The sequence below is a fragment of the Herbaspirillum sp. FG34 genome (assembly GCF_057809315.1).
On sequence record NZ_JBMDJS010000008.1, the window covers coordinates 1 to 15,300 of the forward strand.

Genomic DNA, 15,300 nt, shown 5'->3' on the forward strand with positions numbered 1-15,300 from the left:
TCTTGGCTGCTGCCTTCGGTGCTGCAACCTTCTTGGCTGCTGCCTTCGGTGCTGCAACCTTCTTGGCTGCTGCCGGCTTGGCGGCGGCCTTGGCCACGGTCTTCTTGGCGGCTGCGGCCTTGGGCGCTGCTACCTTCTTGGTGGTTTCCTTGGCGGCTGCCGCCTTCTTTGCCGCCGGCTTCTTCGCCGCGGTCTTCTTTGCTGCTGTTGCCATTTTGTTTCTCCTTCTTCACGTGAATGGAAAAAATCAAGCTTGATATAAGCAACCCGCACGCGACATCGCGATGACGCGGGCGAGCTATTCATCGGCACAAGCCGCCTGTGGCTTGCGCTAATGAATTCGGCACCAGCTGAACTGCTGCATCCCCTCACCTATGCAGCGCTTCAGCTATCTTGGCGACGCCCCTCCGGTAGTGCCCGCGCGATGGCGCAGGAAGATGCGACTACGGGAGCAGGCGCGACACCAAAAAAAACGCCAGCGTGTTCAAACGCTAGCGTCGGAATCGCGTTCCTGAAAAACCTTGGTGTTTTTCAAAGGAAAAGCCGCCTGACCCGACAAGATGGGGTTAAGCGGCGATAACAGAGAAGATGGATTCGGTCTCTGACTATTCATTAATTTGGCGTAGGCCTTTTCCGTTTCAGCAGCCGGGCATCTTGCAAGCTACCCGGCTCCTGTTGTGCATCATGTCTCGATGAAGAGAACTTCAAGACTGCACATCATTCCCAACTCAGTGCGCCCCCGGTTTGGTATTCGATGACGCGGGTCTCAAAGAAGTTGCGCTCCTTCTTCAAGTCGATCATCTCGCTCATCCACGGGAACGGATTTTCTTCTTGTGCGAACAGCGGGTCCAATCCGATTTGCTGTGCGCGGCGGTTTGCGATGAATCGCAGGTAGCCCTTGAACATGGTAGCGTTCAACCCGAGCACGCCTCGCGGCATTGTATCCTCTGCGTAACGATATTCCAACTCCACCGCGCGTAAAAACAACGATTTGATTTCGTCGCGGAACTCAGGCGTCCACAGGTGCGGGTTCTCCATCTTCACGGTGTTGATCAGGTCGATACCGAAGTTGCAGTGCATCGATTCGTCACGCAGGATGTACTGGTACTGCTCGGCCGCGCCCATCATCTTGTTCTGGCGACCCAGTGCCAGGATCTGCGTGAAGCCCACGTAGAAGAACAGACCTTCCATGATGCAGGCGAAGACGATCAGGGACTTCAACAGCTTCTGGTCATTCTCCATCGTGCCGGTCTTGAACTCGGGATCGGTCAGCGTATCGATGAAGGGAATGAGGAACTCGTCCTTGTCGCGGATCGATGCGACCTCGTGATACGCATTGAAGATCTCGGCTTCATCCAGGCCCAGCGATTCAACGATGTACTGGTAGGCGTGGGTGTGGATCGCTTCTTCAAATGCCTGGCGCAGCAGGTACTGGCGGCACTCCGGTGCGGTGATGTGGCGATAGGTGCCCAGCACGATGTTGTTGGCGGCCAGCGAGTCGGCGGTGACGAAGAAGCCCAGGTTGCGCTTGACCAGACGGCGTTCGTCTTCGGTCAGGCCGTTGGGGTTCTTCCACAGCTCGATGTCGCGCTGCATGTTGATCTCTTGCGGCATCCAGTGGTTGGCGCAGCCGGCCAGGTACTTGTCCCAGGCCCACTTGTACTTGAAGGGCACCAGCTGGTTGACGTCGGTGTGGCCGTTGATGATGCGCTTGTCGGCGGCATTGACGCGACGGGTGGTGTCGACCTGCTCGCTGTTGCCGGCCATCAGCGCCGGGTTCAGCGCGGCATTGGCCTGACCAAAGGCCGGTTGCAGTTGCGGCTGCAGGTTGGGGGTACGCGGCGCCTGGGGCGCTTGCTTGACTTCATCATCCCAAGAAAGCATCTGTGGTTCCTCTTTACTTTATCGGTCGCTGCCGGCGAGGTCGGATGACCGTGGCGCGGCGGGTATCTATCAGGTGACAACGGCGCATCCGGTGAAGTTCACCGCGATGCGCCGGCTAGGGTGGGTGGGACATCAGACAGTGGTGCTGCCGTCATCTTGGATGACCTTGATCATCCTCATCAGCAGGCCGCCCGGGCCCCACCCGGATTGCTTACTGGCAGGCTTCGCACTCTTCGAAGCCCGGATCGCCCGGACGCATGGTGCAGACCGGACCGTCGGCTTCGATCGAAGCACCCGGGTTCGGCATCACATAGGCAGCCGATGCCGCGGCGGCCGAGGCGATGGGCGCAGCGGGAACCGCATTGCCCGAGGCCGAGGCCATGCTGCCGGCACCGCCATCGACAGCCACTGCGTTCAGTGCGCCCGCACGGGAAGTGGACTTCTCGGTGTGGGTGGCGCCGATGGTGCGCAGGTAGTAGGTGGTCTTCAGACCGCGCAGCCATGCCAGCTTGTAGGTCTCGTCCAGGCGCTTGCCGGAGGCACCGGCCATGTAGATGTTCAGCGACTGGGCCTGGTCGATCCACTTCTGGCGACGCGAGGCGGCTTCCACCAGCCAGGACGGATCCACTTCGAAGGCGGTGGCGTAGATGTCGCGCAGGTCTTGCGGGATGCGGTCGATCTTGGCCAGGCTGCCGTCGAAATACTTGAGGTCGGCGACCATCACTTCGTCCCACAGGCCACGGGCCTTCAGGTCACGCACCAGGTACTCGTTGATTTCGGTGAACTCACCCGACAGGTTCGACTTCACGTACAGGTTCTGGTAGGTCGGCTCGATGCAGGCGGACACACCGATGATGTTGGAGATGGTCGCCGTCGGCGCAATGGCCACGCAGTTCGAGTTGCGCATGCCGTGTTCGGCGATGCGCGCACGCAGGGCGGCCCAGTCCAGGGTCTCGGTGGTGTCGGTTTCCAGGTAGCCGCCGCGCTCTTGCGCCAGCAGCTTCAGGGAATCCTGCGGCAGGATGCCGCGATCCCACAGCGAACCGCGGTAGGAAGCGTAACGGCCGCGCTCTTCAGCCAGTTCGGTCGAGGCCATGTAGGCGTAGTAGCAGACGGCTTCCATGGAGCGGTCGGCGAATTCGACGGCGTCCATCGAGGCGTACGGCACGCGCTTGATGTGCAGGCAGTCCTGGAAGCCCATGATGCCCATGCCCACCGGACGGTGGCGCAGGTTGGAATCACGTGCCTTCTTGACGGCGTAGTAGTTGATGTCGATGACGTTGTCCAGCATGCGCATGGCGGTGCGGATGGTCTTTTGCAGCTTGGCATGGTCCAGCTCGCCATTGACCAGGTGCGCCGGCAGGTTCACCGAACCCAGGTTGCAGACCGCGATCTCGCTCTCGTTGGTGTTCAGGGTGATCTCGGTGCACAGGTTGGAGCTGTGCACCACGCCCACGTGTTGCTGGGGCGAGCGGATGTTGCAGGGATCCTTGAAGGTGATCCACGGGTGGCCGGTTTCGAACAGCATCGACAGCATCTTGCGCCACAGGTCGTTGGCTTGCACCTTCTTGAAGAGCTTCAGCTCGCCACGGGCAGCCTTGGCTTCATAGGCGGTGTAGGCTTCTTCGAAGGCACGGCCGAACTTGTCGTGCAGGTCCGGGGTGTCGGAGGGCGAGAACAGGGTCCACTCGCCCTTTTCCATCACGCGCTTCATGAACAGGTCGGGAATCCAGTTCGCGGTGTTCATGTCGTGGGTGCGGCGGCGGTCGTCGCCGGTGTTCTTGCGCAGTTCGAGGAATTCCTCGATGTCCATGTGCCAGGTTTCCAGGTAGGCGCACACTGCGCCCTTGCGCTTGCCACCCTGGTTGACTGCCACGGCGGTATCGTTGACCACCTTCAGGAAGGGAACCACGCCTTGCGACTTGCCGTTGGTGCCCTTGATGTGGGCGCCCAGGGCGCGCACCGGGGTCCAGTCATTGCCCAGGCCGCCGGCGAACTTGGCCAGCAGGGCGTTTTCCTTGATGGCTTCGTAGATGCCGTCGAGGTCGTCGGCCACTGTGGTCAGGTAGCAGGAGGACAGCTGCGAACGCTGGGTGCCCGAGTTGAACAGGGTCGGGGTCGAGCTCATGAAGTCGAACGACGACAGCAGGTCGTAGAACTCGATGGCGCGGGTTTCGCGGTCGATTTCGTTCAGTGCCAGGCCCATGGCCACACGCATGTAGAACGCCTGGGGCATCTCGATGCGGGTACCGCCGATGTGCAGGAAATAACGGTCATACAGGGTCTGCAGGCCGATGTAGCCGAACTGCAGGTCGCGCTCGGGCTTGATGGCGGCTGCCAGCTTGGCCAGGTCGAACTGGGCCAGCTTGGTGTCGAGCAGCTCGGCGTCGATCCCCTTCTTGATGTATTGCGGGAAGTATTCCAGGTATTCGGCGGGCGCATCGGCCTGAGCCACTTCCTTGCCGAACACTTCCTTGCGGATGGTGTGCATCAGCAGACGCGAAGTCACCTGGCTATACGCAGGGTCCTTCTCCATCAGCGCGCGGGCAGCCAGGATGGCGGACTTGTACAGCTCTTCGACGGGCACACCGTCGTACAGGTTCTTGACGGTCTCGGCCAGGATGGCTTCGGCGTCCACGTGCGCGTCCAGACCGACGCAGGCGGCGGCGATCAGGGAGCGCACTTCATTGATGTCCAGCGGACGGCTCTGGCCATCTTCAGTCACGTGAAGCTGCGGTGCGGCCACCTCGGTCTTGGTGGCGGCACCTTGCTGGGCGCGCTCTTCCATGCGCTTGGCACGGTAGAGCACGTAGGCACGGGCGACGTCATGCTCGCCCGAACGCATCAGGGCCAGCTCGACCTGGTCCTGGATGTCTTCGATATGGAAGGTGCCACCGGTGGGCTGACGACGCACCAGCGCCGACACCACGTTGGTGGTCAGTTGCTCGACCATCTCGCGCACGCGCGCCGAGGCGGCACCCTGGCCACCGTTGACGGCCAGGAAGGCCTTGGTCACGGCGATGGAAATCTTGGAGGGCTCGAAACCGACCACGGCGCCATTGCGGCGGATGATGCGGTACTCGCCCAGGCCTGCGGTCTGGGACACGATGGACTGGCCTTCGGCGGAGCCTTCCAGCTCGGCGGACGTGCCAAACGGGGCGGGCGATTTGACGGACATTTCTTGGGTTGAGCGCACTTAGCCTCCTGGGGTACATGGGACAGGCGGCCGGGGGTTGCCGCCTGCGTTGCTAATAACTACATCGGAACCGTACTGCACGGACCGGCGAACGACAGAAGCGCCCCACAATGACTGTCCCTTGCGTGGACATTCATGCTGACGCAAAACTGCTTGAAACTGATGTGTGGAACGGATTTAAAAGAAGGAGAACCGGGGGCGTTGTCGTACTTGGTTACTGCCTCGCGGGTCTGGTACCTTCTGAAGCACTGCCTGGAACGGGCCTGCTGTGGGTGCAGACCCGAATACAACAATAAGTTCAACTGAGCACTACATCTAGTATCAAAACATCGATTGGGACTAATTCTAGTAGCGGGTCCGGGCAGATGCAACCGCTATTTCGAGAATTTTTCTGCCGTTCAAGCTTGACTTTTGTGAAGGCCAAGAGGGAAGCGCAATTGCGCCGTATTCATTATTTCCGCCATTTTGTTGTGATAGCCTGCCCAGTCGAAGAAGGGGCCCGGATCGGTCTTGCGCACCGGCGCGATGTGCTCGTGACCGGTCACGGCGCTCAGGCCGTAGCGTCTTGCCAGCGCCTGGGATAGTGCCACCAGGGCCGTATACTGGGCCTCGGTGAAGGGCTCGAAGTCGGTCCCTTCCAGTTCGATGCCGATGGAAAAGTCATTGCAGCGCTCGCGCCCCTCGAAGCTGGACACGCCCGCGTGCCAGGCACGGCGATGCGCGGCTACGAACTGCACCACCTCGCCATCGCGACGGATCAGGAAGTGGGCCGAGACCCGCAACGGGCGCAACTGGTCGAAATAGGGATGGGCGTCGAAGTCGAGCCGATTGCAGAACAGATCGGCGATGTAGGGGCCACCGAACTCACCGGGCGGCAGGCTGATGTTGTGGATCACCAGCAGCTCGGCGGCCACGCCCTCGGGACGCTCGTCGCAGTTGGGCGAGGCTTCGCGGCGGGCGTGATCGCACCAGCCGTCGCCATCGATGATCCAGGCGTCGAGCTCGGACGGGGTGGTGTCCATGCTCAGAAGGAAGCCAGGCGGCGATGCTCTTCGCAGCAGTAGTGCGCGCCGGAGGCATGCACCACCGCCTCGGAGGACGGGAAATGGATGCCGCAATGGGCGCACTGCACCATGGTCTCGACATTGCTGTCGCCACGGCGGCGGAAACGCGAAGGTTTGGGGCGCGGCATGCCAGGCTCGGGCTCGCCTGCGTTGGCATTGCGCTCGGCGGCAGGGTCGCTGCCGGCCAGCATGGATTTCTTGGCGCGCTGGAGCCACACCACCACGGCCAGCAGCACGACCAGCCAGATCAGATATTTCATGTCAGAACCCGATGCAGCACGACTTCAAGCACGAACCGGCTGCCCACATAAGCCAATAAAAGAATGGCGAAACCGGCCAGCGTAAAGCTCAGCGCGGTCCGCCCCCGCCATCCCTGCCAGCGACGGCCGGCCAGGAGCAGGCCGAACAGCAGCCAGGACAGCATGGTGAAGATCGTCTTGTGGTCCCACTTCAACGGTGTCCCGAACAACTGCTCGGAAAAGACGACACCCGACAATACCGTCAGCGTCAGCAAGCTGAAGCCGAAGGCGATCAGGCGAAACAGCAGCTTTTCCATGGTCAAGAGCGCCGGCAGGCGATCCAGCGCCAGTCCGAACCAGCTGGACTGCGCCGCCGGACCGGGGCGGGTATGCAGGCGCGACTCCTGCAGCACCATCAGCACCGCATGGAAGGCGGCGATGGTGAGCGTGCTGTAGGCCAGGATGGAGACGGCGATATGCGCCAGGAACCAGTCGGACTTGCCGGCCAGCGCCACCATGTTGCCGGGGAAGATGCTGGGCAGCACCACCGCCACGGCGGCCACCGGCAGCACCAGCACGCGCATGCTGTCTAGCGAGAAATTGCGATTTTCCAGCCAGTAGGCCGCCACCGAAATCCACAGCGTGGACGACAGCATGACCGCAAAGCCCACCCGCAGCGCTTCCGGCGCGAACATGTCCGACAGCAGCGCCCCGCCATGCAGCACCCAGCCGACCACGATGCCCGCCGAAATCGGCACGCGCCGCTGCGAAGGCATGAAGGCGCAGCCCAGATAGAGCAGCGCAGCCAGGATGAAAAAATAAGTTTGCATCACCCGAGTTTACACTATCTCGGTGCCCCGTCCGCTTGCGCCGGGTCAGCCCGCAGGCGAATCGTCCCCGTCAAAAGCGACACGGCAGGGCGTGCCTGCCGTGTCGGTAGCGGCATTGCCGCAGGACGAAACCGCCTCAGTCGACGGCGGCCGACTTCATCTCCGCGTTGTGATGGCGCTGCTGCTCCTCCATCACCAGCTGACCCAGTTCGCGCTTCAAGGCATTGAACTCGGGATCGGCCGGATCGCGCAGGCGCGGCAGGTTCACCAGCATGTCGCGCTTGACCGTGCCGGGCCGGTAGGTCATGACCACGATGCGGTCGGCCAGGTAGATGGCTTCCTCGATGCTGTGGGTGACGAAGACGATGGTCTTCCTGAACTCGTCCCAGATGCGCAGCAACTCGTCCTGCAGGTTGCGGCGGGTCAGGGCATCGAGGGCGCCAAAGGGCTCGTCCATGAGCATGATGGGCGAATCCAGTGCCAGCACCCGGGCAATGGCCACGCGCTGGCGCATGCCGCCCGAGAGGTCCTTGGGGAAACGGGTGCTGAAGTCGATCAGGCCCAGCTTGTCCAGCAGTTGCGTGACGCGCTGGTGGATTTCGGCCTTGGGCCGGCCCTTGATCTCCAGCCCGAAGGCCACGTTCTGCTCCACCGTCATCCAGGGGAAGAGCGCATATTCCTGAAACACCATGCCACGGTCCGGCCCCGGCTCGCTGACCACCTTGTCGTCGGTGAGGATCTGGCCCGACGACGGCAGGGCGAAGCCGGCGATGGCGTTCAACAGCGTCGACTTGCCGCAACCGGAGGGGCCGAGCAGGCAGACGAACTGGCCATCGGGGATGTCCAGGTTGATGTCCTTGAGGGCCACGACCTCGCGGTCATCGGTCTTGAAGACCTTCTGCACGCCCTGTATACGAATACGGGGCAAGGCATTGGCCTGATTGATTGCCTGGTTCATCTCAGTTCTCCAGTCCGCGATGCCAGCGCAGCATGTAATTGTTGAGGCGGCTCATGCCCAGGTCGATCGCCAGGCCCAAGAGGCCGATGGTGATCATGCCGGCGATGATCTTGTCCGACCAGAAATACTCGCGCGCCTCCATGATGCGGAAACCCAGGCCATTGCTCACCGCAATCATCTCGGCCACGATCACCACGATGAAGGCGGTCCCGATGCCGATGCGCACCCCCGAGAGGATGTAGGGCACCGCCGCCGGCAGCATCACCCGCAGAAACAGCGTGGACTGGCTCGCCCCCAGGTTGCGGGCGGCGCGCAGGTAGATGCTGTCGACCTGGCGCACCCCGGCGATGGTGTTCATCAGCACCGGGAAGAAGGCCCCCAGCGCGATCAGGAACAGCGCCGGTGGATTGCCCAGCCCGAACCAGAGGATGGCCAGCGGAATGTAGGCAATCGGCGGAATCGGACGGATCACCTGGACGGTCAGATTCATCAGCCCGTAAATGCGCTGACTGGAACCCATCAGCAAGCCCAGCGGCAGGGCCAGCCCGGCACCGATCAGGAAACCGGCCACCACCCGGTACAGGCTGCCGATGGCATCCATGATCAGTTCGCCCGAGAAGGCCCAGGCCAGCCAGCTGCCCTCCTGCGGATCATAGGGTTTCAGGGGGGTGGCGTATTCCACCCATTTCTTGAGCACCGCCCAGGGCGAAGGCAGGATCTGCGGATTGATCCAGCCTGCCCGTGACGCCCCCTCCCACAAGGCGATCACGAGGATCGGCACCAGCAGCCCCTGCAGGAAGCTGCCCTTGTTTTGCTTTGCCATGCGAGATTCCCCCGGCTTACTTCAGGTTCATGCTCTTCTTGGCCTGCTCCAGCAGATCGGTCCTGACCCAATCCTTGGCCACGGGCGGCTTGGCCATCTTGCCGGTGCCATACTTGGCCATGGTGTCGGTCGTCACCTGGATGTGCTCGGGGGTGATGTCGTAGGCGTAGGGGGAATTGCCGATGGCGTCATAGAAGTCTTCCTTGGTGATCTGGTTCTTGAAGATCACTTCCCGCACGTACTTCTCGGCCACTTCCGGCTTGTCGATGAAGGTCTTGGTCGCCTCCAGGAAGCAGCGCATGAACTTCTCGGCCAGTGGACGCTTCTCGGTATAGAACTTTTCCGTCATCACCATGGTGCGGTAGGGCTCGCCGATGGGGGTGTCGTAGGGCTTCATCACTTCCACCCCGAAGCCCTTGTTGATGGCCTGCGAGGATTGCGGCTCGCTCTGCATCATGGCGTCGATGTTCTTGCCCAGCAGGGCCTGGTTCAGGTCGGCAAAGGCCAGGTAGACGATGGTCACATCCTTGGGCGACAGGCCGTTCTGGCCCAGTTCGGCGTCCAGCAGCACTTCATGGATGCCGCCACGGGTCACGCCGACCTTCTTGCCCTTGAGGTCCTTGACCGACTTGATGCCCGAATCCTTGCCCGCCACCAGGCGCGCGCCGCCCTTGGCGAAACCGGCCACCACATAGATCGGCGCACCGTTGGCGCGTCCCGAGATGGCAGCTTCCGACGCGGTCGTGCCCACATCCAGCTCCCCGGCCAGAATGCCCTGCATCACGTCCGGCCCCTTGGCGAAGACCTTCTCGTCGACCTTGATGCCGCATTTGGGAGCGATCTCCTTGATATAGGACACCGCGCCATAGTGGGCGAACTTCAGGTTGCCCAGACGAATCACGTCATCGGCGGCATGGCTGGCGGCCGAGAAGCCGGCACTTGCCAGCAGGGCCAGGGCGATCCATTGCTTTTGCTTTTGCATTTCCACTCTCCTCTTGTGTGTATCGTTGTTGATACGGCGCGCCGGCGCCAGCAGTGCGGGGCCGGCAGTCTCTCTGGCGTTGGCCCCTGCTGCGTGGCAGGGGACCTTGGTTGTTCTGTGCGCTTGGAAATTCAGCGCCCATGTATACACAAAGAGCGCGGGCTGTACAAGCTGTTAATTTTACGTATCCCCCCCATCTGGGCCGCACGCGCCGGCGGGGGCGCAGCAGGTCTGATCGGTTAGAATGCAGGATTGCCCGCCGCCGCGCCTGCCCGTTTCGTCCCGGCCTGCGGCCATCCACCTATTTGCAGATATCACCATGCTAGACAACCTGACCCAACGCCTCGCCAAAGTCGTCAAAACCATGCGCGGCGAGGCGCGACTGACCGAATCCAATACCGCCGAGATGCTGCGCGAAGTGCGCCTGGCCCTGCTGGAGGCCGACGTGGCCCTCCCGGCCGTGCGCGAGTTCATCGCCAAGGTGAAGGAAAAAGCCATGGGCGAAGAGGTCATCGGCTCGCTCACCCCCGGCCAGGCGCTGGTGGGCGTGGTCCAGCGCGAACTGGCCAGCCTGATGGGGGCCGACCTCGGTGCCGAAGCCTCGCAACTGAACTTTGCCACCCAGCCGCCGGCCATCATCCTGATGGCCGGCCTGCAGGGTGCCGGTAAAACCACCACCGTCGGCAAGCTCGCCAAGTACCTGCGCGAGAACAAGAAGAAAAAGGTGCTGACCGTCTCCGCCGACGTCTACCGCCCGGCCGCCATCGGCCAGTTGCAGACCGTGACCGGGCAGGCCGGTGCCGACTTCTTCCCCAGCCAGCCGACCGACAAGCCGGTCGACATCGCCCTGGCCGCGCTGGACTACGCCAGGAAGCACCACCACGAAGTCCTGATCGTGGACACCGCCGGCCGTCTGGGCATCGACCAGGCCATGATGGATGAAATCCGCGCCGTGCACGCCGCCATCAAGCCCATCGAAACCCTGTTCGTGGTCGACGCCATGCTGGGCCAGGACGCCATCAACACCGCCAAGGCCTTCAACGATGCCCTGCCGCTGACCGGCGTGGTGCTCACCAAGCTGGACGGCGACTCGCGCGGCGGTGCTGCGCTGTCGGTGCGCCACATCACCGGCAAGCCCATCAAGTTCGCCGGTGTGGCCGAAAAGCTCGATGGCCTGGAAGCCTTCGACCCTTCGCGCATGGCCAACCGCATCCTCGGCATGGGCGACATCCTGGCCCTGGTGGAAGAAGCGCGCAAGGGTGTGGACATGGAAGCCGCGCAGGATCTGGCGCACAAGATCAAGGGCGGCGGCAAGTTCGACCTCAATGACTTCAAGGCGCAGCTGTCGCAGATGAAGAAGATGGGCGGCCTCACCAGCCTGCTGGACAAGCTGCCGGCCCAGATGCAGGCCGCTGCCGGCAACGCCAACATGGACCAGGCCGAAAAGCAGGTGCGCCGCATGGAAGGCATCATCAACGCCATGACCCCGCAGGAGCGCGCCAAGCCGGAACTGATCAAGGCCACCCGCAAGCGCCGCATCGCCGCCGGTGCCGGGGTGCAGGTGCAGGAAGTCAACCGCATGCTGTCCCAGTTCGAGCAGATGCAATCGATGATGAAGAAGCTCAAGGGCGGCGGCATGATGAAGATGATGCGCGGCATGAAGGGCATGCTGCCCGGCGGCATGCGCTGACGGCATCGGTCGCAAAGCCTTGCTGGGAAAGGCTTTGCGCATCTGCTGCAAGATTTCCGGCGGCACCTCTGCCGCCGCAGTCCCGCCCCCCCTTCGCTATTACCCCCCCGTTTTCCTGGCCTGACCCGGCGCTCGCGGATGCGATTTTCTGCCCGCTTGCGACTCATGAAAACATGCCCTTCTTTCATCGCTTTTGCATCGCCTTCGCAGTCCCGAAAGCGGTCCTTTCCCGGACGCCGGTGATCCGCCGCGATCCCTTTACCGGCGCGGCTTGACGGCGGATGGGGGTGGCTCGTTGTTTCCTGGCGCATTCGCAGGAAAATCCACTAAAAAATACTTGCGTGGCCGTGCAAACAGCACCACTATTAGCGGTGCGTAAATGACGCATTCATCTCATTCTTGTGAGGAGTCTTTCCGATGGCCACAGCAAAAAAAGCAGCAGCCGCAGTAAAGAAGCCAGCAGCAAAACCGGCCGCCAAAGCAGCCGCCAAGCCTGCTGCCAAGGCAGCCCCCAAGGCCGCAGCGAAACCGGCCGCCAAGGCAGCGCCGAAAGCCGCACCGAAGGCAGCCCCCAAGGCAGCCGCTCCCAAGAAAGCCGCAGCAAAGCCCGCCGCAAAACGTACTCCCAATGCCGCCTTCATGAAGCCGCTGACCCCATCGGCAGCCCTGGGCGAAGTGGTCGGCGCCAAGCCGCTGCCGCGCACCGAGGTGACCAAGAAGGTGTGGGAATACATCAAGAAGCACAAGCTGCAAAACGCCGAAAACAAGCGCAACATCGATGCCGATGACAAGCTCAAGGCAATCTTCGGCGGCAAGAAGCAAGTCACGATGTTCGAAATGACCAAGCTGATCTCGGCTCACCTGAGCTGATCGACGCCCGCGGTTTGCAAGCGACTTGCAAACAAAAACGCCCGCAGAAGCCATGCGGGCGTTTTTGTTTCCGGATGTTTCAGGCGCAGTCGGGTTTTCCTCTTGTCTGACGGTCCTTGCGGCGCTTCTCTGATGGCGGCCCGGCCTGCAAGCGCCTATCATGGCGGTTCTGCGTGATGGGGCAGAGGCCGCAAAGCCTGGTAACAAACTTTCCCGATCATATGGCTTCCCGCAGAACTGAATAAAAGAACCGAAAACCGTCAACCGGGTCTACCCCTGTGCCATCCACTGATGAGCCTGGACGCTCATGACCAAGAGAAAGGAAATGACCATGCCAAACCAAACCGCGCCCAACGCATCCTTGCGCCACCAACTGCTGCGCTCGGCCAGCGCCCTCGTGATCGGCCTGGCGGCGCTGGGCGGCGCCTCGCACGTATTTGCCGCCGGCAAGGCCGGCAATTCGGAATACCAGCAACAGATCGCCGCCTGCAAGAGCGGTGCTTCCACCGAGGACCGCGCCACCTGCCTGCGTGAAGCCGGCGCCGCCCAGCAAGCCGCCGCACGCGGCACGCTGACCGACCCGAGCCCGGCGCAACTGAAGGAAAACGCCCTGCGTCGCTGCGAAGGCCTGCCGCAGTCGGATCGCATCGATTGCGAAAAACGCGTCAATGGCCAGGGCAGCAGCGAAGGTAGCGTCGCCTCGGGCGGTATCCTGCGCGAGACCGTGACCATCGTACCGGCCAGGTAAGCCGATCCCTCCCCAAAAACAAAGGCGGACGCCCATGGCGCCCGCCTTTGTCATTGCTACCTCTGGAAAGATCAGGCGGCCAGCTTACCCCGAATGAAGGCCAGCGCCTCGGCCAGCGGCACTTGGGTCGCTTCGGTATCACGACGCCCCTGGTATTCGATGTTGCCATCCTTGAGGCCACGGTCGCCCACCACGATGCGATGCGGCACGCCGATCAGCTCCCAGTCTGCAAACATGGCGCCCGGACGTTCGCCTCGGTCGTCCAGCACCACGTCCACACCGGCTTCGCTCAACTGCGCATAGAGCTTGTCGATCTCGGTCTTGACAGCTTCGCTGCGGTCATAGCCCATGGGGCAGAGCACCACTTCGAAGGGCGCAATCGAGGTCGGCCAGATGATGCCGCGATCATCGAAGTTTTGCTCGATGGCCGCGCCCAGGATACGGGTGACGCCAATGCCGTAGCAGCCCATCACCAGCGGTTGCGGCTTGCCGGATTCATCCAGGTAGGTCGCCTTCATCGCTTCCGAATACGTGGTGCCCAGCTGGAACACGTGACCCACTTCGATGCCGCGCTGGATCGCCAGCACACCACGGCCGTCCGGCGAGGCATCGCCTTCGACGACGTTGCGGATGTCGGCCACCAGCGGCTCGGGCAGGTCGCGGCCCCAGTTGGCGCCGGTATAGTGGAAATCGGCTTCGTTGGCACCGCAGACGAAATCGGCCATGTTGGCGACCGTGCGGTCAGCGACGACCTTGACCGGCTTCTTGGTGCCGATCGGGCCCAGGTAGCCCGGCGGCGTGCCGAACCACTCGACGATTTCGGCTTCGTTGGCGAAGCGGTAGGTGGACAGGCCCGGGATCTTGCTGGCCTTCACTTCGTTGAGCTCATGGTCGCCGCGCAGCAGCAGCAGCCAGATTTCCTTCTTGGCCGGATCTTCGTTGTCCACTGCCAGCACGATGGATTTGACGGTACGTGCCAGCGGCAGGCCCAGCAGTTCAGCCACGGCCTCGCACTTGGACTTGCCGGGCGTGGCGGTCTTTTCCAGCGCCTGGGTGGCGGCAGCGCGGCTGCTGTCCACGGGCAGCGCTTCGGCCGCTTCCATGTTGGCGGCGTAATCGGAGGTGGGGCAATACACCAGCGCGTCTTCACCAGTGGCGGCGATGACGTGGAATTCGTGCGAACCGGAACCGCCGATGGCACCGTTGTCGGCTGCCACGGCGCGGAACTCCAGGCCGAAGCGGGTGAAGATGCGCACGTAGGCGTCATACATGGCCTGGTAGGACTTCTTCAAGCCATCGACATCGCGGTCGAAGGAGTAGGCATCCTTCATCGTGAATTCGCGGCCGCGCATGAGGCCGAAACGCGGACGGCGCTCGTCGCGGAACTTGGTCTGGATGTGATAGAAGTTGACCGGCAATTGCTTGTAGCTGCGCAGCTCGGTGCGGGCCACATCGGTGACCACTTCTTCCGAGGTCGGCTGGATGGCGAAGTCGCGGCCATGGCGATCCTTCACGCGCATGAGCTCGGCGCCCATCTTGTTCCAGCGGCCGGTTTCCTGCCACAGCTCGGCTGGCTGCACCACCGGCATCAGGAGCTCGACGGCACCGGCGCGGTTCATTTCCTCGCGCACGATGGCCTCGACCTTGCGGATCACGCGCAGCCCCATCGGCATGTAGGTGTAGATGCCGGCGCCCAGACGCTTGATCATGCCGGCGCGCATCATCAGCTTGTGGCTCACGATTTCAGCGTCGGAAGGGGCTTCTTTCAGGGTGGAAATAAAAAAACGTGAGGCGCGCATGACGGTCGGTTCTTTTTAAAAAGAGGAGGGTTATAATCATTCCAATTTTAAAGGATTAGCTGGCTGATGCGCCCTTTCTTTGCAGATTTGCTCCCAGTTTCAATGACATCCGTGCATCGATGTGATTGCTCCTGACCCGCCTGGCGTACCGGTTTTCCGTGTATGCCCGCAGTCGCACGAGCCTGCCTGAAAGGGACTTCCAGCCGCAGAAAGTTTG

At 62.3% G+C, this 15,300-nt stretch carries 13 protein-coding genes; 3 read left to right on the forward strand and 10 right to left on the reverse strand.

The genetic code is table 11. The features are described from left to right. The 9 genes from ACODSZ_RS11785 to ACODSZ_RS11825 all read right to left on the reverse strand — a co-directional run. On the reverse strand, nt 1-214 hold a 214-nt coding region (locus ACODSZ_RS11785), incomplete at its 3' end, for a hypothetical protein (RefSeq protein ID WP_488927650.1). 503 nt (nt 215-717) lie between these two features. After that, nucleotides 718-1,884 (reverse strand): ribonucleotide-diphosphate reductase subunit beta, encoded by a 1,167-nt coding sequence (locus ACODSZ_RS11790; RefSeq protein ID WP_008334654.1) that lies wholly within the window; start codon nt 1,882-1,884, stop codon nt 718-720. Nucleotides 1,885-2,095: 211 nt separating this feature from the next. After that, complete coding sequence (locus tag ACODSZ_RS11795; RefSeq protein ID WP_175342898.1) at nt 2,096-5,080, reverse strand: ribonucleoside-diphosphate reductase subunit alpha; 2,985 nt, start codon at nt 5,078-5,080, stop codon at nt 2,096-2,098. A gap of 398 nt (nt 5,081-5,478) precedes the next feature. After that, the gene (gene ampD / locus ACODSZ_RS11800) at nt 5,479-6,102 is read right to left on the reverse strand and encodes a 1,6-anhydro-N-acetylmuramyl-L-alanine amidase AmpD (protein WP_175342899.1); all 624 of its coding nucleotides are present in this window, start codon (nt 6,100-6,102) and stop codon (nt 5,479-5,481) included. Between the two features lie 2 nt (nt 6,103-6,104). Beyond that, nucleotides 6,105-6,404, reverse strand: coding sequence for a PP0621 family protein (locus tag ACODSZ_RS11805; protein WP_008334650.1), 300 nt, complete (start codon nt 6,402-6,404; stop codon nt 6,105-6,107). Beyond that, nucleotides 6,401-7,213, reverse strand: coding sequence for a cytochrome C assembly family protein (locus tag ACODSZ_RS11810; RefSeq protein WP_008334647.1), 813 nt, complete (start codon nt 7,211-7,213; stop codon nt 6,401-6,403). The genes ACODSZ_RS11805 and ACODSZ_RS11810 overlap by 4 nt, the downstream gene beginning before the upstream one ends. 136 nt (nt 7,214-7,349) lie before the next feature. Then, nucleotides 7,350-8,171, reverse strand: a complete 822-nt coding sequence (locus ACODSZ_RS11815) for an ABC transporter ATP-binding protein (protein WP_488927651.1) — start codon at nt 8,169-8,171, stop codon at nt 7,350-7,352. A gap of 1 nt (nt 8,172) precedes the next feature. Further along, nucleotides 8,173-8,994 (reverse strand): ABC transporter permease, encoded by an 822-nt coding sequence (locus tag ACODSZ_RS11820; protein WP_008334639.1) that lies wholly within the window; start codon nt 8,992-8,994, stop codon nt 8,173-8,175. A 16-nt stretch (nt 8,995-9,010) separates the two neighbouring features. After that, nucleotides 9,011-9,976 (reverse strand): ABC transporter substrate-binding protein, encoded by a 966-nt coding sequence (locus ACODSZ_RS11825; protein ID WP_008334633.1) that lies wholly within the window; start codon nt 9,974-9,976, stop codon nt 9,011-9,013. A 319-nt stretch (nt 9,977-10,295) separates the two neighbouring features. Between ACODSZ_RS11825 and ffh the strand changes: the two genes are divergently transcribed. The 3 genes from ffh (at nt 10,296) to ACODSZ_RS11840 (ending at nt 13,284) form a co-directional block, all read left to right on the forward strand. Then, nucleotides 10,296-11,666, forward strand: a complete 1,371-nt coding sequence (gene ffh, locus ACODSZ_RS11830) for a signal recognition particle protein (protein WP_008334631.1) — start codon at nt 10,296-10,298, stop codon at nt 11,664-11,666. A gap of 417 nt (nt 11,667-12,083) precedes the next feature. Continuing rightward, nucleotides 12,084-12,536: an SWIB/MDM2 domain-containing protein gene (locus tag ACODSZ_RS11835; RefSeq protein WP_488927652.1), complete on the forward strand. Its 453-nt coding sequence runs from the start codon at nt 12,084-12,086 to the stop codon at nt 12,534-12,536. A 331-nt stretch (nt 12,537-12,867) separates the two neighbouring features. Next, nucleotides 12,868-13,284 carry a hypothetical protein gene (locus tag ACODSZ_RS11840; protein ID WP_175342903.1) on the forward strand — a complete coding sequence of 139 codons (417 nt, stop codon included), beginning with the start codon at nt 12,868-12,870 and terminating at the stop codon, nt 13,282-13,284. Nucleotides 13,285-13,355: 71 nt separating this feature from the next. On the opposite strand, the gene ACODSZ_RS11845 is transcribed toward ACODSZ_RS11840, so the two are convergent. Next, nucleotides 13,356-15,083 (reverse strand): proline--tRNA ligase, encoded by a 1,728-nt coding sequence (locus ACODSZ_RS11845; RefSeq protein ID WP_488927653.1) that lies wholly within the window; start codon nt 15,081-15,083, stop codon nt 13,356-13,358. Nucleotides 15,084-15,300: the final 217 nt, after the last annotated feature.

Excerpts from the sequence above, each read along its gene's own strand:
- ACODSZ_RS11790 (WP_008334654.1), bottom strand. The coding sequence starts at position 1,884 with ATGCTTTCTTGGGATGATGAAGTCAAGCAAGCGCCCCAGGCGCCGCGT.
- ampD (WP_175342899.1), bottom strand. The coding sequence starts at position 6,102 with ATGGACACCACCCCGTCCGAGCTCGACGCCTGGATCATCGATGGCGAC.
- ACODSZ_RS11805 (WP_008334650.1), bottom strand. The coding sequence starts at position 6,404 with ATGAAATATCTGATCTGGCTGGTCGTGCTGCTGGCCGTGGTGGTGTGG.
- ACODSZ_RS11810 (WP_008334647.1), bottom strand. The coding sequence starts at position 7,213 with ATGCAAACTTATTTTTTCATCCTGGCTGCGCTGCTCTATCTGGGCTGC.
- ACODSZ_RS11815 (WP_488927651.1), bottom strand. The coding sequence starts at position 8,171 with ATGAACCAGGCAATCAATCAGGCCAATGCCTTGCCCCGTATTCGTATA.
- ACODSZ_RS11820 (WP_008334639.1), bottom strand. The coding sequence starts at position 8,994 with ATGGCAAAGCAAAACAAGGGCAGCTTCCTGCAGGGGCTGCTGGTGCCG.
- ACODSZ_RS11825 (WP_008334633.1), bottom strand. The coding sequence starts at position 9,976 with ATGCAAAAGCAAAAGCAATGGATCGCCCTGGCCCTGCTGGCAAGTGCC.
- ffh (WP_008334631.1), top strand. The coding sequence starts at position 10,296 with ATGCTAGACAACCTGACCCAACGCCTCGCCAAAGTCGTCAAAACCATG.
- ACODSZ_RS11835 (WP_488927652.1), top strand. The coding sequence starts at position 12,084 with ATGGCCACAGCAAAAAAAGCAGCAGCCGCAGTAAAGAAGCCAGCAGCA.
- ACODSZ_RS11840 (WP_175342903.1), top strand. The coding sequence starts at position 12,868 with ATGCCAAACCAAACCGCGCCCAACGCATCCTTGCGCCACCAACTGCTG.
- ACODSZ_RS11845 (WP_488927653.1), bottom strand. The coding sequence starts at position 15,083 with ATGCGCGCCTCACGTTTTTTTATTTCCACCCTGAAAGAAGCCCCTTCC.